Raw genomic sequence first — 18,601 nt, forward strand, 5'->3', positions numbered from 1 at the left:
CATAAGAATTTTCGATGAATGTCCAAGAAATTTTACAAGCCATTAACTTCGCCCTCATGATTGCCTTTCCGAACCTAGCCTTGATGGGGCTAGGTTTTTATATGAAAAGGGCGGGCAAGATTGATGGGGATTTTATTGATACCGCATCTCAGATTGTTTTTAATTTTGGCTTGCCGTGCTTACTGTTTTTTAGTGTGATAAAGAGCGAAGTGAATTATGCTGAACAACTACCGCTCATCATGGCGGGGTTTGTGACGACTTTTGTACTGTTTTTTGGGGCAGAGCTGTACGCCAAAATGCTCATCAAGGACGTGCGTGATAAAGGCGTGTTCGTACAAGGGGTATTCCGCTCGAACATGGCGATTATCTCACTGTCGGTGGCGAACAATGCTTATGGCGCGGTGGGGACGAGCGTGGGGGCGGTGTATATGGGGATTTTGACGATCTTATATAATATTCTGTCGGTCATTACATTGTCGCGCACCCAAGAGGGTAAGAACTTATCTGCACAAAGTGTTGATATTGTTAAGAAAGTTTTTACCAATCCATTAATCATCGCTTTGGTATCAGCCTTTGCTTATAAAGCGGTCAACCTACCGTTGCCACCGCAGCCCATCACGAAGACGGGCGAGTTTTTATCTAATATCGCTCTACCGCTTGCCCTGATATGTGCAGGCGCGACGCTGGACATTAAGTCCATGTTGGGGCTGTCGGGCGTCTCCATGCAAGCAAGCATTGGGCGGATTATTATTGCGCCGCTGCTTGCGGTGCTGACTGGTGTGGTGTTTGCGCTGCCGCCTGTGCAGTTTGGCGTGTTGTTTGTCATGGTGGCAAGTCCTGCCGCTGCTGCCAGCTATGTGATGGCAAAGGCAATGGGTGGTAATGACGTGTTGGCGGCGAATATTTTGACGTTTACTACGGTGGTTAGCATGGTAGGTATGGCGGTGGGCATGGCATGGCTTCGGGTGCTAGGGTGGGTATAAAATACACAAAAAAAGAGCCTGATTTAGGCTCATTTTTATTGGAAGGGATTAATCGGGTGTTTCAAGCAGCGCGCGGTAAATTACACCACCTAGCACACCACCGATGATTAGTGCTACCTAGAACAACCAAAACTGTTCAATCGCCCAGCCACCTTGGAAGATTGCCACTGCCGTACTACGTGCAGGGTTTGCCGAGGTGTTCGATACCGGAATGCTGATTAAGTGGATTGGCGTTAGAGTCAGACCGATCGCGATAGCCGCAAAGCCTGCTGGTGCGCGCTTGTCAGTTGCGCCATGGATGATGATTAGGAAGAACGCGGTTAATACAACTTCTGCCACCAATATCGCCATCATTGAATAGCCATTTGGTGAATGTTCGCCAAAACCATTCGAAGCAAAGCCGCTTGCCACAGCGTCAAAACCTGTCACTCCTGAAGTGATAACATGCAGCACAGCCGCCGCTGCGATACCGCCGATTACTTGCGCTGCGATACCACCAAATGCGTCTTTTGCGCCGAAACGACCGCCTGCAACCAAGCCTAGCGTTACTGCAGGGTCAAAGTGACCGCCTGAAATATGACCCACACCATAAGCCATGGTCAAAACTGTCAGACCGAATGCCAAAGAAACACCAGCAAAACCAATACCTAGCTCTGGGATACAAGCTGCCAAAACAGCACTACCACAACCACCAAAAACCAACCAAAACGTGCCGAAAAATTCTGCACCTAGCTTCTTAGACAATGAAACATGACTCATTGCATGCCTCAATATTAGGATAAGAAGAAAATAGAACGCTTACAAAATAAATCTATCATTCTAATGTTGCCATAAGAAGACAAGGCGGAATTTAGGACTTAGCTTGCAAAAGAACTGAACAAAAATTAATCAATTTAAAAAAATTCATTAATGCTAATCAATAAACACGCGTATTCTAAAGTTATTTATCTAGTAACAGTAGGGGATTTGTGTACAGTTATGTGGTTTTAGTGATAATTTTTATAACGATATGAGAGTTTCTTTGTGAAGTTTTGTATTTATAATTAGGTGATTGGCTAAATAAAAGCCCAATACATAGACTGGGCTTGATTAATGATAGACGATATCAGAGCAAAATCAGCCAATTATCATTAAGCCAATTTGTACTACTTGCCAATAACTCATTGTCTAAGTCGTTAAACGTAATCACGTCATTATCGGTAAAGCGGTTAATAAGAACCCATTCTTTATCATTAAAACACACGCATTCGCCATTGATGTACCAATCATCGTTTTGTAGGACGAAACGGCAGGCGGGATTTATCATCAAGCATTCGCCATTTTGCAAGCGTTCGGCAAGCTCATCAGGGGCAAGTTCGTCATCAAAGGCGACTAGGTCATACTGGCGTTTGCTAACCAATTCACTCAATGCTTGGGTTAAAATGGCGTTGCCTTTATCAGAATTTAGCAGATTGATAAGTTCGTTCTTTATGGCAGAAATACTGTCGTCCGTGAGTTCATAAGCATTGTCTTGCAGGGCTTGGGGTAGCATAAGCGGAGAGAATAGGGCGTGTTCGCCTGTGGCAACGTCCGCTATTTCGTCTAGGATTTGCACCATGTTAGGACGGCGAAACCCAAAGCTAAACGTCAAGCAGTCGTCCATAGCAACCCCATAATGGCTAAGGCGTGGCGGTACATACAGCACGTCCCCTGCTTCTAGGATTTCATCAAAAATAATCTGCCCCATGTCGTCAAGCAGGCGAATGGGCTGACCTTCGACAAATGGCGTGTCGCTATCACACATTTTGCCCAGCATCCAACGGCGAGAGCCATGGCCTTGTGCCAAAAACACGTCATACTCATCATAATGCTCGCCGACCGAGCCGCCTGCCCCAGCGAACGATACCATGATGTCGTCTTGTTGCCATTTTGGAATAAAATCAAAGGCTTGCCACAGCTCGCCAAGCTCGGGCGACCACTGTTCTAGGTTTTGTACCAATACCGTCCACAGGCGTGGCGTGTTTTGCAGGTCTTGCTCAGTCAAAGGCGAATTTTTAAGCGTCCATTGGTTTGGATTGTCTTCTTTTTGGGTAATAAGCCGTGCTGATACGCCGTCTTCTGTCGCCAAATCAAGCACATCAACAGGCTCAAACATACCCACAAGGGCAGGCAAGCCGTTTTTGATAAGTAGGGGCTTTTTTTGCCAGTATTCTGCCAAAAAAATCTCGGGCGTGATGTCAGTAGGCAGGCAAAAGGGCAATTTGTCAGTCATGGGTGTCTCTTATGGATGTTGAATATGGTTAATTTGATTATTTTAACAACTTTTGGTCAAAAAAACTATTTTTATGCATCAAACCTTCCTAAAATCGGTTTTAAAATCAGCCATTTTTCTTTATAATGATGATTTTATTTATCAAGAGAATACCATGTTAGGCACACACCAATTTAGCGATGAATTTGCGGGCGATTTTGACCAAGACTCTGATCAAGGCCTTGAACACGAGTTTCAGGATGAGGACTTGACTGAGGGTAAAATGAGTCAGGCTCAACTTGATGAGCTGTATGCTGAGCTGGACGAGGCGGGTAGAAATCTGCGGACGATTCGTGATTTTATCCGTTTTTGCGTAAGTAAATTGCGTGCCTATGACGTGGTGGTGGCTCAGGGTACGACCGATGAATTTGCTGAAGCAGCGGCGATAGTCTTGCACACATTATCACTAGATTGGTCTGCGGACCCTGAGATTCTTGATTGTCGATTGACAGACAGCGAAAAACAAGCGGTACTTGAGCTGCTATCTGCTCGTATCACGCAGCGTAAGCCGTTATCATATTTGATTAATTTGGCGTATTTTTGTAATTTGCCGTTCTATGTTGATGAGCGTGTCCTTATCCCGCGCTCGCCAATTGCTGAGCTAATTAATCAAAGATTCTATCCGTATTTTGATGTAGATGATGCCAATAAAGCTGATTACTATAATCACGGTTTGCAGGAATTACAGCTGACACCACCTGAACGTATTTTAGACCTTTGCACGGGATCAGGTTGTATCGCCATTGCTTTGGCGGTAGCATTCCCCGATGCCAACGTCGACGGGGCGGACATTGATAAAGATGCCCTAGAAGTGGCATGGACGAACGTCGAGCATCATGAATTATCTCATCAAGTGAATCTGGTTGAAAGTGATCTATTTGCCAAAATCCCTGCCGAGAATCAGTACGAACTGATTGTAACCAATCCGCCTTATGTGGATGCTGCGGTCATGGCGGAGTTGCCGCCGGAGTTCTTGCATGAGCCAGAACATGCCTTAGCGGCAGGGCAGGATGGGTTGGATTTGGTACATCAAATCTTGTACCACGCCCCTGACTATCTGACAAAAGACGGGCTGTTAGTGTGCGAAGTGGGCGACAGCGAATGGGCGTTACGCCAATCTTATCCTGAGATTCAGTTTGACTGGCTCACTTTCCAAAAAGGCGGAAGTGGGATTTTTGCCATTACCTGCGAGGAGCTTTTGGAATATCGTGATGAGTTTAAAAGACAGGTGGATAGAGTTAAGAATATCTAAATACAGGGAGTTAAAGTTATGACAACGACACAGCAGCAGACTATCATCAAAGAAGAGGCTATTAAACTATTTGTTTTTGATGAAGTGTATTCTTTTCGTGCTGCCGAAGAGCAAGCGGAAAAAAAGAAGTTAAATGCTTTTGGCATGATGGCAAAATTAAATCCATTAAAAAGACCGAAAGAAGATACGGTTAATTTAGCAAGAAAAGAAAGTCGTTACGAACCTTTTTGGTTGGTTGAAGCGGTTAGGTCGGTAGATTATTCCAGTCAAATCACCTATCCCATCACCATGAATAACCCCTATGTTCAATGGGTTAATATTAATGGCGTAGATTATGAAGTGGCTCATAATAGGGATAAATCCAAAATTGATGTAACCGCTCAAGAAAATTGCTATAGAAAAATCAATTTTAATGAATATCTTGATGGTCTTAATCGAGATGTTAGACGTGAGCATTTTGAAGGTTTGATGCAAAAATATCATTTTTCAGAAATGGAAAGTTTTGAGAATGATACCATCATTGAGCCACTCTTTCCGCAGCAGGCGGCTATTCAAAAAGCTTGCTCTGTATTGAATGGTGAAAGTATTAATGCTCATAAGATTTCAGAAGATGTCATTACTTTTGAAAAAATCCATCTGTTTTTTGTGCCAGTATTTGCTTTTGAGTTTGTTTGGACAGCGGGTGACAAATCAGGTGTTATTGAAGTTAACGGATTGACTGGTGAAATCACAGAAAATGGACAGTGGTACAAGGATAAGTTGGGCGATTTTGTTACTCGTGATATGCTTATTGATTTGAGTGCGGATATTGCTAGTGAATTGGTACCGGGAGCTGGCATTGCTGTAAAAGTGGCTGGCAGAATTGCCGAACATTCAAAGAAATAACAATTTTTTATTATCTTAAGTGAGATAAATCATGTCAGGCAACACAATAGGACAACTTTTTACCGTAACCACCTGTGGCGAGTCGCATGGGGTGGGCTTAATGGCGATTGTGGACGGTGTACCGCCCAATTTGGCGCTGTGCGAGGCGGATCTGCAAGCCGAGCTTGACCGTCGTAAACCGGGGACGTCCAAATTCGCCACTCAGCGTAAAGAAGATGACGTGGTGGAGATTATCTCTGGGGTGTTTGAGGGGCGTACCACAGGCACACCGATCGGACTGCTCATTCGCAACACCGACCAAAAATCAAAGGACTACGGCAATCTCGCCACGACTTTTCGTCCCAATCATGCTGACTACACATACACAATGAAGTACGGCTTTCGGGATTATCGTGGCGGTGGGCGTTCGTCTGCTCGTGAGACTGCCATGCGTGTGGCGGCAGGGGCGATTGCCAAAAAATACTTAAAAGAACGCTTGGGCGTGGTCATTCGTGGACACGTTACCCAAATTGGTACCGAAAAGGCTGAGAAGCTCGATTGGGATATTGTAAACCAAAACCCGTTCTTTTGCGGAGATATTGACGCTATACCACGCTTTGAAGCCTTGGTTATGTCTTTGCGTGAACAAGGTACAAGCTGTGGGGCGAAATTAGAAATTTTTGCCGAGAATGTCCCTGTTGGGCTTGGCGAGCCGATTTTTGACCGCCTAGATGCCGATATTGCCCATGCGATGATGTCTATCAATGCCGTCAAAGGTGTGGAGATTGGCGATGGCTTTGGCGTTGCCGAGCAGTTTGGGCATGACAGCCGAGACGAGCTGACCCCTGAGGGCTTTTGTGCCAATCACGCAGGCGGGATTTTGGGTGGGATTAGTAGCGGGCAGACCATTCGTGTCGCCATTGCCCTAAAACCGACCGCCAGTATCACCACCGCAGGCAAGACAATAAACCTAGATGGTGAGGCGACAGGCGTGATTACCAAAGGTCGTCATGACCCTTGTGTGGGCGTGCGAGCCACACCGATTGCCGAGGCGATGCTTGCCATTGTCCTACTTGACCATTATTTGCGTCATCGTGGGCAAAATGCCGATGTGGTACAGCCATTAAAGCCGATTGAGTAATGTCATGACCCCTGCCATTCGCCTTCTGCAGAAGCAAAAAATCGCCCATAGCATCCACGAATACCACCACGACCCAGATAATACTAACTTTGGGTTGGAGGCGTCCAAAAAGTTAGGTTTATCGCCTGATACGGTGTTTAAAACCTTGCTTGTTACAGACGGTAAGGCGTATTTTGTGGCGATACTGCCCGTGTGTCATTTGCTTAATTTAAAGAAAATGGCAACGGCTGTCGGTGTAAAAAAGCTTGTTATGGCAAACCCTGCCGATGCTGAACGCTTAACGGGCTATATCGTGGGTGGGATTAGTCCCATTGGGCAGAAAAAACACCTAACAACCGTGATACATTCGTCCGCCCAAACCCTTGATAAAATGTATGCCAGTGGTGGCAAGCGTGGTCTAGATATTGGTGTCGCTCCTCATGATTTGGCGAATCTTTTGACAGCTCAATTTTTTGACATTATTGATAATTAGTCTTGTATTTTAAGAATATGTTATGAAAAAATTAGCTGTATTTGGCGTGGTTGCATTGTTATTATCTGGCTGTGCAACTGGCGGCAATGGCGGCATTTTGGGCGATATTGACAACAGTCTATTCAAGGAGGCTGTCGATTATCAATACCGAAATCAATTAAATGCCAACTGAGTTCACAAAACTGCCAGCATTCTCATGAGCGACGCACAAAAGACCAAAATTGAAGATCAAGTGTGTGGCTGTGTGAGTGAAAAAGCACCCCAAAGCGTAACCTTGAATGAAGTTGGTCAAGCGGTAATCGATCCGGCTGCCCGCACCCAGATTGCCGCCAAAGCAGTAACTAGGACGTTAAATGCTTGTGTGAATGAATTTTTGTCAGGTCAATAATGATCTGTTCGGCGGCTTATTTGTTTTAGTTTTGTAAATCTTATGTTATAATTTGTATTCTTTAGATTTATTTGTACTCTTAATGACTAAAAGTATGCATACTGGTAAATGATTGCTTTTCACCCAAAATACAAATCTATGGCTGATCTCTCAAAAGGGCGATGGGCCTTGGGATTTTTTTTGCTGCTTACTGGCTGTGGTAGTGAGAGCGCAGAGGTGGTTAAGGCAGAGCAATCGGCTGTCATCTTAGAGAATTACACACCCGCCAGAAACGATAAGTTGCAGCAGAGACGGGCAAACGTGGGCGACGAATGCCCTAAATTAGTACAAAAACGTGTTGATCACACTGCTGTCTCTCGTCAAGATAGTATTATGGGTAATACTTGTGATTATTTTATTTATCCAGCTGTGGGTGATACGCTGACAGTCTATGTATCCGATGGGCGCATGAAGCCTTTTTTAAATACGCCATACTATCACGATTTTGCCAACGGCAGTTATAAAGTAATCGCGAACGGTAGGCATGTCATGCGCTTGGAATACAATGCGCTGGAACATAAGCCTGCCGTGATGGATTATGTGCTTGTGGTGAATATCGCATCGCCAAAGTAAGTCGTTAAAGTATTGTCAAATATATCAAAAAGCCTAGGTATTCCCTAGGTTTTTTAATTTGTGAGCTTCAATGGCGGCAAATCCACTAATCTTATTTAAGAAATCTCGTATTTGGGGTGAAGGAGTGGAGCGGCTAGGGTGATTGTTGTATGATTAATATTCTGCAAAATAGCCAGTTGTATTAATGTATGTTTGAATAAGCAATAAAAAAACCCTTGAATATTCAAGGGTTTATGTTGGTACCAGTGGTCGGACTCGAACCGACACGCTTTTAAGGGCAACGGATTTTGAATCCGTCGTGTCTACCAATTTCACCACACTGGCATAAGTGGTTGTCGTTAAACATGCAGCGTATTATATAGGATTTTTTAAAAAGGTCAAGTGTTTTTAATGATATTTTAAAAAAATCCGACTTTTATTTAACCACCGCTAATGACACCGGCGCCACTCAATCCACTTGTGCCATTAGCGCCTTTATGAACGAGAATCTGAGTGCTGATGCGCTCCTTTAGCGTGGCGACATGTGAGATGATACCAATCATTTTCCCTTCTTCTTGAAGTGCGGACAAGGTGGATAGAGCGATATCCAGTATCTCTTCATCGAGCGTGCCAAAGCCTTCATCTAGGAATAATGAGTCAATCGTAACCTTGTCACTGCTCATCATGGAGAGACCTAAGGCGAGCGCAAGACTGATGATGAAACTTTCACCACCTGATAGGTTCTTTGTGCTGCGCTCTTCATTACCTTGATGGGTGTCGATGATGCTGATTTCTAGTGAGTTTCTGTCATCGGCATTGCCATGTTTTAAAATATAGCGTTCGTTCATTCGGCTAAGTACTTGATTGGCGTGATATAGCATCAGATCCAATGTTAGCCCTTGGGCGAAGTTGCGGTACTTTTTGCCATCTGCTGAGCCGATAAGCTCGTTTAACTTTATCCAGATTTGAATGTCCTGCTGCTTGCGTTTGATGTTATTGGTTAGGGTGTTTTGTTTTTCGCGGGCAATAGCAGCACTTTGTAAGATTTGTTGGTTTTTACCCAGGCTTTGTAGGGACTCGCGTTCTTGTTGTTGCAGCTCATCTCGTCTGCTGTAGAGTTCATCAAGTGTTTCTTTGTTGGTGATGGATTGGGCGAGCGTGTTTAAATTGTCATGCTCTTCTTCTAGGCTTTCTTTGCTGCGCTTAATAGCGTATAAGATGACGTCCGCTTCTTGGCTTAACTTTGCTCTGTCGTTGTGATTTAAGCAAGCCTGTAAGAACGCTGCCTCATCATCAAATCCCTTTTTGTGTAAGGTGGACGTGAATTCATCGGCCGCTTGTTTAGCTTCTTGAGATAGATTGTTTAGTTTGCTATTAAGTGATTGTAGCTGTTCGGTCAATAATAATGCATTGTTTTGATGATGGTTGTGCGCATTGACAGCTTTATTTAGCATCTCATTGGCGTGCTGAAGTTTTTGCCTTAGTAGTAGGGCCTCATCATCAATACTTTTATCGCCAAATATCGTCCGCCTTTGTGCTTGCAGGCTGCTGATGTTATCTTGGATACAGGTGTACTTTTCTTGATATGAATGGCTATCTAAGCTTAATTTATCAAGTTGCTGCTGCTGATTATCAAGGCTGATTTTAATGACATCAAGCATCCGAGTAAATTCTTGATATCTGGTTTTAGCGTCTTGATGGGTTTGATATTTTTGATTGAGTTTATTAATTTTATCTAAAATATCATCTGATACGCTTGATAAGATTTCAACAGTGAATTGTGTATTGAAGTCACCTTTGGGTATTGTTAAGTCATACTTATCTAAAGTATGCGCGATGTTGAAATGGCTTTGCTTAAAGTTATTCAAGGCGTGATTAAGATGTTTGGTCTGTTGATTGATGATGTCTTGGGTGTTGGCAATGTTGCCCTTTAAAGTCTCACCTTCGACTTTGATATTGCTAAAGTACTGTGTGTATTTATCTACATTATTAATCGCTTGGGTCAATTCGGGTTCTTGTGCTTGGTACTTGGCATGCGTACTATTTAGCTGTGCTAGTGTTTGCTGATTCTGTAGGATTAGGTTATTTAATAGATTGTCATCCAATTGATTAATATCAAAACTAAAATCATTCTTAATGCTTGACAGCTCATCAAGCGCTTCTTGCATCTTTTGTCTTAAAGTGGGTTGCTGCTTGATGATGTCGTCAAGGTTTTTATTTAGATTATCTAAATTATTATTACTGACGGCAAGTTGTTGGTTGTTACTTTGCATTGAGCTATTTAGGGTGCTGATTTTGTCTTTGGCGTGTTTAATCGTCTCTGCATCCAAGCTCTTTTCTTCATGCAAGTGCGGGTGCTTATCAGCATAAGGGTGATCAATGGCGCCGCACAGTGGACAGGGTTTGCCATCTTGTAGATTGCTAAGGTGCTTTTTGAGAATGCTGACTTCTAGGCGTAGGGCGTGCGCATCCTCAAGCGCAATAAGGGTTTTGTTTTCTTTATCCAGTTCATTGCCAAGCTGCTGGGCTGTGTTTTGTATTTCGCCAATCTGCTTGATGAGCTTGCCGATTTGAGTTTGTAGCTTAGCGACCTGCTCTTGGTTGAGCTGATATTGATCATAAGGGTCTTTTAGGGTGGTTAGTGTGGATTTGATCTGTGATTGCCGCTGAATTTTCTGGTTGATGGACATACCGTACCGCATGATGGATTCGGCAGTGATGGGGCTTTGTATTCCCGTCAAGGTGATAAAATCAGCCTGTATTAGCTCAAGGTTTTTCTGACTGTTGGTTAATCGAGTCTTAGCGTCTTGGTAATCAATACGCTTTTGGGCGATGGTGTTTTGTAGGTTCTCAAGGGTAGCTTGATGATGGTTAAGGTCTTGATTAAGTATTTGAATTTCTTGGATTTGACTATTAAGCTGTGTGTGTTCTGCGTTCAGGCGACCCAGATCCTGCCCAAGATCGGCAACATCATAACGAAGTGTGTCTTGTAGCTCTTTTAAGATTTCGTTTGTTTTGGTTTGATCATTGAGTAATGATTGGATGTTGTTGTTTAATGCTTGAATGTTTTGATTGTTTTGGCTGATGGTTTGATTAAGCCGATCCTTTTGTTCATTTAGATGCGATAATTGACCATCAAGCTCTCGAACTTGCTTAAAAATAGGCTGTGCGGCAGCCTCTTCGCTCTCGACGTCTTTTAAATTTTTGGCTGCATTGCCTTGTTCTATCGAGCTTTCGGTGATGCTTTGCTGAGCGTGATTAAGATCACTTTCAAGCTTTAGAATATCATCTCTGACTTGGTTTGCTTGCTCACGCAGATGGGAGAGTTTGGTATATTCGTCGTGGATGGCAAAGGCATTATTGGCAAGCTCTAATGCTGCAAATTTTGGCTTAAAATGTTCTCGAGCCTGCTCATGTTCGACAAGCGATTGAGTGAGTTTTTGAATTTTTTGTTCGATTGTTTGTTTTTGTTCTAGTTTTTTTATGTGAGTTTCGGTGTCTTTTAGGGTGTCTTGCTTTTTATGAAGTGCAGCTTTATCCGCCTCGATGCTTGCTTTTAAGGCGTTAAACTCATCGTCAGCCATGATCTCACTGTCGTCAAGCTTGTCTTGTAGTGCGGTGAGTTCTTGGCGTTTTTGTTTTTGAATTTCAAAGGCTTTAGTACCGATTCTGCCGTAGATTTGAGTGCCGGTGATTTGTTCTAGAATTGCGCCTTTTTCACCAGCATCCGCCTTCAAAAATGCCGCAAAATTTCCCTGAGCAAGCATGACAGAGCGGGTAAATTGCTCAAAGTTCATGTGCATGATTTCGACAGCTTTTTTTTCGCATAGTTTGATTTTGCTCTCTAAGATCTTGCCATCATCGCCCACGTGCTTAATTTGGCTGATTTCACGTTTGACGGCTTGTAATTTACCGTCTGCCTTGCCACCAGCGCGGCGCTGCTGCCACGTAAATCGATACATCTTACCACTGATTTGTAGTTCAACTTGTGCGCCGCATTCACCTGCGCCTAGGCTCATGAGTTCGTTTTGGGTGGTGCTAATTTGATTGATGCGTGGTGTCTCGCCGTAGATGGCAAGGCAGATGGCATCCAAAATCGTTGTCTTGCCCGCGCCCGTCTGACCGATGATGGCAAAAATACCATCGCGTACGAACGCATCATCGGTGAAATCAATGTGCCAATTGCCTTTAAGGGAGTTAAGGTTGTTAAATTTTAGGCTTAAAATTTTCATGTCATTCGGCGCGGTGATCGGTGTGGTGTAGGTCGGTAAGTAGAGTTTGGTAGGCTTGTTTTAAGACCTGCTGTTCAGCATCCTCTATGTCGTTTTGATTGAGCAAGGTTTCAAAAACTTGCATCTCGGTCAGCTGTTTTAGATCGATTGTTTGATGATGTAAGCTAAGGCTTTGCTGATACAGAGTTTTGTTTTGGATATTTAATGCGATGACGAGGCTGTATTCAAGCAGGCTACGAATGTCCTGTACGAGTGTCGGACGAATCTCGTTGCCTGTATAAATAATCTCAACCCAGATGCTCTGACCATATTCGATAAGTTTGCTCAGTTCTTTGGTGATTTGATCCCAGTCGCCATTGATGCGTGCAAGCTTTTGAAACACTGGAACGGGTAATGCCGTGATACTAGGCTTGGTATTGGCATCATCGAAATCAACCAACAGCACTTGCTTGGCTTTACCCGCCTCGCCAAAACCCATCGCAATCGGCGAGCCACAGTAACGTATGTGATCGTAGCCGGCAACCTTTTGTGGCGCGTGAATATGCCCCAGCGCCACATAGTCGATACACTTATCAAAGGTGTTGGCGGATATTTGACCTAATGTACCAACATACAGATCGCGCATCCCGTCGTCCTTGGATGAGACGCTGGCGCCTGCGGCGAAGAGATGCCCTGTGGCGATGATGGGGATTTTTTTGTTGAATTTATTGAGAATGTCGGCTTGCGTTTGTTTGGCTTGTTCACTTAGCGTCTGATAATGATTGGTAATGCCTTGGATGGTGTCACACTCTTTGGTGGTGATGTCATCAAAGCTTTTGCTAGCGCGAACGTCTTTGTCGCGCAAATAAGGCACAGCAAGGATAATGGCTTCAGGGGTGTCGCCTTTGTGTAATATCAGAAGCTCATCGCTAATATCATCGCTTGCGATGCCGATGACTTGAACATTCAGCGCGCGCAAGATTGTCTTAGGTGCATCTAAGAAAGTTGGGCTGTCGTGATTACCAGCAGTGATAATCACATGACGGCAAGCGCTTTTGGCAGTGCTACCTAGGAATTTATAATAAAGCTCTTGGGCTTTATTACTTGGTGTCATCGTGTCAAAAACGTCACCCGCCACGATCAAAACATCCACCTCATGCTCATTAAGTACATCAATGAGCCAATCCAAAAATTGCGCAAATTCGCCATAGCGCTGCTCTTGGTAGAGTCGTTTGCCAAGATGCCAATCAGAGGTGTGCAAAATGCGCAGGGTGGATTTTTTTGGGATGGTGTTTGATGTCGTCATGTAAAAAAATCATTAAATACGGTAAGCTATAAAAAAGACCGCCTAATTGCGGCCTTGGCTTGATTTATTATAACATCAATCAAGGAGATTTATACCACTGTTTTGACCGTTTTGGCCTTGTCTAATGCGGTATATAGGCGATTCACTTCATCCGCACAAGTGAGATAGAGTCTTGCGCGCAGGGCGTGGAATTTACCTGTTTTGGATGGCTTGACCATGATGCTTGCGGCATCAAAATCAGGGAAAATCTCTGACAGAATCAGCGTCACTTCGTTGCGCAATGTGTCATGCTTGCCTTCATGTCCGATGATACTGATAGGGTAATCCATTGGGAAGTTCCACAGTTCTGGATTTTGGATCTCGGTGCGCTTAGCATTAGGTGCGGTGGGTGCACGATTTAGATTGGTAAATTTGGTCATGATGACTGCCTTTTAGATAATGATTGAAGATAAAATGGGGCAAGCTGCCCAAATTTCAAGGTGTGTCGATGCTTGGCTGATATCAATAAAAATAACCACACGAAGGTGGTTATTTTTGTGATGAAATGAAATCAATCATCCTCAAGGAATGAGCGTAGGTGTTCAGAGCGTGAAGGGTGGCGCAGTTTACGTAGTGCCTTAGCTTCGATCTGACGGATACGCTCACGGGTGACATCGAACTGCTTGCCGACTTCTTCTAGGGTGTGATCAGACGCCATGTCAATGCCGAAGCGCATTTTTAATACTTTGGCTTCACGTTCGGTTAGGTTGTCCAGCACTTCTCGGGTGGCTTCACGCAAACCTTCGGCAGTGGCGCTATCTACAGGGCTTGAGATGGTGCTGTCTTCGATGAAATCGCCCAAATGGCTATCTTCATCATCGCCGATTGGCGTCTCCATGGAGATGGGCTCTTTGGCGATTTTTAGGACTTTGCGCACTTTGGCTTCGTCCATGTCTAGACGTTCGCCAAGCTCTTCGGGGGTGGGCTCACGCCCCATCTCTTGGAGCAGCTGACGACTGACACGGTTGATTTTATTAATCGTCTCGATCATGTGCACAGGAATACGAATGGTGCGTGCTTGGTCGGCGATAGAGCGTGTGATCGCCTGACGAATCCACCAAGTGGCATAGGTTGAGAACTTATAACCACGGCGATATTCAAACTTATCAACCGCTTTCATGAGCCCGATGTTGCCCTCTTGGATAAGGTCAAGGAATTGTAGGCCGCGGTTGGTGTATTTTTTGGCGATGGAGATAACCAGACGTAAGTTGGCTTCAACCATGTCTTTTTTGGCGCGACGAGCTTTGGTTTCCCCGATTGCCATTTGACGCGCCACAGCTTTCATGTTTTTTACGTCCATTTGCAGGTCGTTCTCATGAGCTAAGATTCTCTCTTGGAGGGCGACGACCTCGGGTAGGACTCTTTGTAGCGTCTCGGCAAAAGCAGGCTTACCGCTGATGCGTAATGGTAGCCACTCTAGGTTGGTTTCGTTACTTGGGAAGGTTTTTTTGAATTCCTCAAGAGGCATCTTACCGCGGCGCACGACCAAGCGCATAATCTTACGTTCGCTGTTGCGCACGTCTTCATAAACCTCGCGCATGAGTGTGATGACTTGCTCAGATAGGCGGTTATTTAGCTTAATAAGCATAAAGTGAGACGCCAATTCATCGTAGGCGGCTTTTGCTTCTGGGCTGCCGCGTCCGTACTTTTCTAGAGCTTTTTGAGATTGGTTGAATAGCTGTTCAATCTCTTCAAAACGTGCGCGTACTTCTTCTGGATCTAGATTGCTGTCATCATCACCGCCACTTGCACCATCTAGATCTTCTTCGTCTTCTTCCAAATCATCAATGTCGTCCTCTTCCTTAATGTCTTCTGGCTCGATGTCGTTGTCTTCTTTGAGTTCAAACTCGTCATCTTCTAGATTTAAGAAGCCTGAGACGATGTCGGAGATTTTTTTCTCGCCGGTTTCGATTTGTGCGTATTCATCCAGCACGAACTTTACGGTGCCAGGCCAGTAGGCCATGATGTACTGAACTTCGCGCGTGCCTTCCTCGATGCGCTTAGCGATGCTGATTTCACCTTCGCGAGTTAATAGATCAACGGTACCCATCTCGCGCATGTACATACGCACAGGGTCGGTGGTGCGACCAGGTTCGGTTTCTACGCTGGCGAGAACCGCTGCCGCTTCATCAGCTGCCATCTCATCTTCGCTACTGGTATCGGTAAGTAAGATGTCATCATCATCAGGAGCAACTTCATAGATGGGAATGCCGACGTCGGTCAGCATCTGTACGATGTCCTCAATTTGATCGCTTTCGGTGACCGATTCTGGAAGTTGGTCATTGACCTCAGCATATGTCAGATAGCCTTGTTCCTTGCCTAACTGAATCAACGTTGCTAATTGAGAATTTGAGTGTTGTTCGCTCATGAGTGCTCGCTTTTTTTATGCTGTAAACTGATGAATCTAATGAAAATGGCGCTTATTATAACATAGTTGACTGTTATGTGGGGATGCTTGCGGTATTTTAAAAGGTGAATTCATACAATTTTGTTTTTTAATAAGTTTTATTAAAAAACGTGTGTCAATATCCATGAATAAAAAACATCGCATGATCTATTTATTACTGGCAAAATCACATAAAAATAAGGTAAAATAACCACTTTAAATTTAGAACCCAATACATCGGTTTGTGGTGTTGATGATTAGCATGAAAGCTTCTTTTTTGTCGTTAAAATATTCTTGTGCTGCCGGGCTACTTATTGCCTTGACGGCATGCGAGCCTAAAGTTAATCATGATGCCTCATCAGATGCTAAACCTGTCGCCACATCATCAAGCGATCTTATTGGCTGCTATACGGTAAGCCACGAAGAGCCTGCACAGATTAAGATTAATCAGGTCGAAGGTGGCTTTAACATGCAAATGAGAGAGCTTGAAGGCTCGCCTAACGTTTGGGATAAGCCTGCACCTTTGGCGGTTATTGATGTAGATAAGGGCTGGGATTACTTTAAAGTAAATACGCTGGATCTGAATAAGAATGATGTGGATGCGATGATTGGTAGGTTGGACGGTATGATGGTTCTTGCTAAAGTCAAAGACACCGCCATAAACATCAATCCACGACTTGACAGTAGCTATGTCATGTATATCGTACAGGGCTCTAACACTGTCTATAAAGTGGCGTGCAACTAAGGGGCTGTTATGGGATTATTTGGTTATTTGATATTGGGTGCGATCATGTATCTGGTTGGCTTTATGATAAACCAAAAGCTACTAAAAAAACATCGCACCAATGAAGCGCAGCTGCCCATCATGCACCCAATGATCATAAAATGTGTCGCGGCCTGCTTTGTGATTATGCTGGCAGTGAGTGCGCTGATTGGTCGATATGTGCTGCATCATGATGGATTTGACTGGGCGTTTATTATTGTGAATAGCCTAGTGGCGACGGTGGTATTTTATTTTGGATTGAACCCTGATACTACGAAGATGAAGATGCCTAATTAGTGCGTTTGACCGATTTATTAATACAAGTTATTAATAAATCGGTTTTTTTGATAAGTTTTTATAAAATCCGTCATATTGTCGAAAGTGATTGACAGATGACAAGAAGGGTTTTAATATCGTAATGTTTGGTTTGGCTTATATTTTTGATTTTTTGGAGTGAGTTATGTCTAATAAGCTATTTGATTTGATTGAATCATCAGGCGCAAAATGGGTGGATTTCCGTTATACCGACACACGTGGTAAGGAGATGCACCTAACTTTTCCTGCGTACAGCGTTGATGAAGACACGCTAGAAGATGGTAAAATGTTCGACGCGTCGAGCGTGGCAGGTTGGAAGGGCGTGGAAGCATCCGACATGATCTTGCTGCCAGACCCTGATACTGCGTATGTTGATCCATTCTTTGAGGCACCGACCGTGGTGGTGACGTGTGATGTCATCGAGCCAGACACACTACAAGGCTACGCCAAGGACCCTCGTTCTATCGCTCGCCGCGCTGAGACTTACCTAAAATCAACAGGTATTGGTGATACTGCCCTGATCGGTCCTGAGCCTGAGTTTTTCGTATTTGACGAGGTCAAGTGGGACATCGACATGTCTGGCGCGCGCAATACCGTGATTTCAGAAGCGGCGGCATGGAGCACCAACAAGGACTATGCGTGGGGCAATAATGGTCAGCGCCCTGCCGCGAAGGGTGCTTATGCGGTGGTTGCGCCAGTGGATCATTATCATGACATGCGTTCTGTCATGTGTGATCGCATCGAAGAGGTAATGGGTACAGGTCGTATCGAAGTGCATCACCATGAAGTGGCGAGCAGTCAGCTTGAAATTGGTATCTCCTTCAATACATTGTTAAAAAAAGCAGACGAAGTTCAGCAATTTAAATACATCGTTCAAAACGTAGCTAACCAGTTTGGCAAAACTGCCACCTTTATGCCAAAGCCGCTCGTTGGTGATAATGGTTCAGGCATGCACGTAAACATGTCTATCTCTAAGGATGGCGTGAATACATTCTCAGGTGATGAGTATGCTGGCCTATCAAAGACGGCACTGTATTTCATTGGTGGCATCATCAAGCACGCACGAGCGCTAAACGCCATCACCAATCCAAGCACCAACAGCTACAAGCGTCTAGTGCCGCACTTCGAAGCGCCAATCAAGCTGGCTTATTCTGCATCTAACCGATCGGCATCGATTCGTATTCCGCACGTGACCAGCCCTAAGGCGGTTCGTATTGAAGCGCGATTCCCTGATCCATCAGCGAACCCTTATTTGTGCTTTGCGGCGCTACTAATGGCAGGTCTTGATGGTATTGAGAATAAGATCGATCCAGGCGAGGCAGCGGATAAGAACTTATACGATCTACCGCCAGAAGAGGAGGCTCTAATCCCTACAGTGGCTGAGAACCTTGAAGTGGCGCTTAATGCTCTGCGTGATGATCATGACTTTCTACTAAAAGGCGACGTATTTAGCAAAGATATGATCGAAAGCTATATCGCGCTTAAGATGAAAGAAGTTCAAAAAATTAACGAAGCAGTACACCCACTTGAGTTTGACATGTACTATCGTGTGTAATGACTTAATCATCCAAAAAGCACAAAGTTGTCTTTGTGCTTTTTT

Annotated in this window: 16 protein-coding genes, 1 tRNA gene and 1 pseudogene; 11 read left to right on the top strand and 7 right to left on the bottom strand. The window is 44.4% G+C overall.

The genetic code is table 11. From position 1 onward, the window contains the following. Nucleotides 1-29 precede the first annotated feature (29 nt). Nucleotides 30-983, top strand: a complete 954-nt coding sequence (locus AAX10_RS03885) for an AEC family transporter (RefSeq protein WP_046700597.1) — start codon at nucleotides 30-32, stop codon at nucleotides 981-983. Nucleotides 984-1,103: 120 nt separating this feature from the next. Here AAX10_RS03885 and aqpZ read toward each other — a convergent pair. Then, nucleotides 1,104-1,742, bottom strand: a pseudogene (gene aqpZ, locus AAX10_RS03890) (aquaporin Z); the annotation flags it as partial. 346 nt (nucleotides 1,743-2,088) lie between these two features. Then, the gene (locus AAX10_RS03895) at nucleotides 2,089-3,234 is read right to left on the bottom strand and encodes a cupin domain-containing protein (RefSeq protein WP_046699889.1); all 1,146 of its coding nucleotides are present in this window, start codon (nucleotides 3,232-3,234) and stop codon (nucleotides 2,089-2,091) included. A 262-nt stretch (nucleotides 3,235-3,496) separates the two neighbouring features. Here AAX10_RS03895 and prmB point away from each other — a divergent pair, with 262 nt between their 5' ends. The 7 genes from prmB to AAX10_RS03925 all read left to right on the top strand — a co-directional run bounded on the left by prmB (nucleotide 3,497) and on the right by AAX10_RS03925 (nucleotide 8,002). Continuing rightward, nucleotides 3,497-4,525 carry a 50S ribosomal protein L3 N(5)-glutamine methyltransferase gene (prmB, locus tag AAX10_RS03900; RefSeq protein WP_226997832.1) on the top strand — a complete coding sequence of 343 codons (1,029 nt, stop codon included), beginning with the start codon at nucleotides 3,497-3,499 and terminating at the stop codon, nucleotides 4,523-4,525. 18 nt (nucleotides 4,526-4,543) lie between these two features. Continuing rightward, a complete protein-coding gene (locus AAX10_RS03905; RefSeq protein ID WP_046698069.1) occupies nucleotides 4,544-5,410 on the top strand; it encodes a hypothetical protein in 867 nt (288 codons plus the stop codon). Nucleotides 5,411-5,441: 31 nt separating this feature from the next. After that, nucleotides 5,442-6,530, top strand: coding sequence for a chorismate synthase (gene aroC / locus AAX10_RS03910; protein ID WP_046699890.1), 1,089 nt, complete (start codon nucleotides 5,442-5,444; stop codon nucleotides 6,528-6,530). A 4-nt stretch (nucleotides 6,531-6,534) separates the two neighbouring features. Beyond that, entirely contained in the window at nucleotides 6,535-7,002 is a 468-nt protein-coding gene (ybaK, locus tag AAX10_RS03915) for a Cys-tRNA(Pro) deacylase (protein ID WP_046699891.1), read from the top strand. Nucleotides 7,003-7,024: 22 nt separating this feature from the next. Then, complete coding sequence (locus AAX10_RS10075) at nucleotides 7,025-7,174, top strand: hypothetical protein (protein ID WP_158580308.1); 150 nt, start codon at nucleotides 7,025-7,027, stop codon at nucleotides 7,172-7,174. A 24-nt stretch (nucleotides 7,175-7,198) separates the two neighbouring features. Beyond that, on the top strand, nucleotides 7,199-7,390 hold the full coding sequence (locus AAX10_RS03920; protein WP_080947027.1) for a hypothetical protein: 192 nt from the start codon (nucleotides 7,199-7,201) through the stop codon (nucleotides 7,388-7,390). Nucleotides 7,391-7,570: 180 nt separating this feature from the next. After that, on the top strand, nucleotides 7,571-8,002 hold the full coding sequence (locus tag AAX10_RS03925; protein ID WP_226997816.1) for a hypothetical protein: 432 nt from the start codon (nucleotides 7,571-7,573) through the stop codon (nucleotides 8,000-8,002). Nucleotides 8,003-8,239: 237 nt separating this feature from the next. Here AAX10_RS03925 and AAX10_RS03930 read toward each other — a convergent pair. The 5 genes from AAX10_RS03930 to rpoD all read right to left on the bottom strand — a co-directional run bounded on the left by AAX10_RS03930 (nucleotide 8,240) and on the right by rpoD (nucleotide 15,905). Further along, nucleotides 8,240-8,326: transfer RNA gene (locus AAX10_RS03930), tRNA-Leu, on the bottom strand. A gap of 95 nt (nucleotides 8,327-8,421) precedes the next feature. After that, a complete protein-coding gene (locus tag AAX10_RS03935; RefSeq protein ID WP_046699893.1) occupies nucleotides 8,422-12,213 on the bottom strand; it encodes an AAA family ATPase in 3,792 nt (1,263 codons plus the stop codon). Between the two features lies 1 nt (nucleotide 12,214). Continuing rightward, nucleotides 12,215-13,498, bottom strand: coding sequence for an exonuclease SbcCD subunit D C-terminal domain-containing protein (locus AAX10_RS03940; RefSeq protein ID WP_149038852.1), 1,284 nt, complete (start codon nucleotides 13,496-13,498; stop codon nucleotides 12,215-12,217). 89 nt (nucleotides 13,499-13,587) lie between these two features. Next, nucleotides 13,588-13,917, bottom strand: a complete 330-nt coding sequence (locus AAX10_RS03945) for a YbeD family protein (RefSeq protein WP_046699894.1) — start codon at nucleotides 13,915-13,917, stop codon at nucleotides 13,588-13,590. A 131-nt stretch (nucleotides 13,918-14,048) separates the two neighbouring features. Then, nucleotides 14,049-15,905 carry an RNA polymerase sigma factor RpoD gene (gene rpoD / locus AAX10_RS03950; protein WP_036362235.1) on the bottom strand — a complete coding sequence of 619 codons (1,857 nt, stop codon included), beginning with the start codon at nucleotides 15,903-15,905 and terminating at the stop codon, nucleotides 14,049-14,051. Between the two features lie 280 nt (nucleotides 15,906-16,185). Here rpoD and AAX10_RS03955 point away from each other — a divergent pair, with 280 nt between their 5' ends. From AAX10_RS03955 to glnA, 3 genes are all read left to right on the top strand, one after another. Then, nucleotides 16,186-16,668, top strand: a complete 483-nt coding sequence (locus AAX10_RS03955; protein WP_046700601.1) for a hypothetical protein — start codon at nucleotides 16,186-16,188, stop codon at nucleotides 16,666-16,668. A 9-nt stretch (nucleotides 16,669-16,677) separates the two neighbouring features. Further along, a complete protein-coding gene (locus AAX10_RS03960; protein ID WP_046699895.1) occupies nucleotides 16,678-16,983 on the top strand; it encodes a hypothetical protein in 306 nt (101 codons plus the stop codon). A 163-nt stretch (nucleotides 16,984-17,146) separates the two neighbouring features. Beyond that, nucleotides 17,147-18,556, top strand: a complete 1,410-nt coding sequence (gene glnA, locus AAX10_RS03965; protein ID WP_046699896.1) for a type I glutamate--ammonia ligase — start codon at nucleotides 17,147-17,149, stop codon at nucleotides 18,554-18,556. The last annotated feature ends 45 nt before the right edge of the window (nucleotides 18,557-18,601 follow it).

It is taken from the genome of Moraxella bovoculi (assembly GCF_000988745.2).
In the GTDB taxonomy this organism is placed as follows: Bacteria; Pseudomonadota; Gammaproteobacteria; order Pseudomonadales; family Moraxellaceae; genus Moraxella; species Moraxella bovoculi.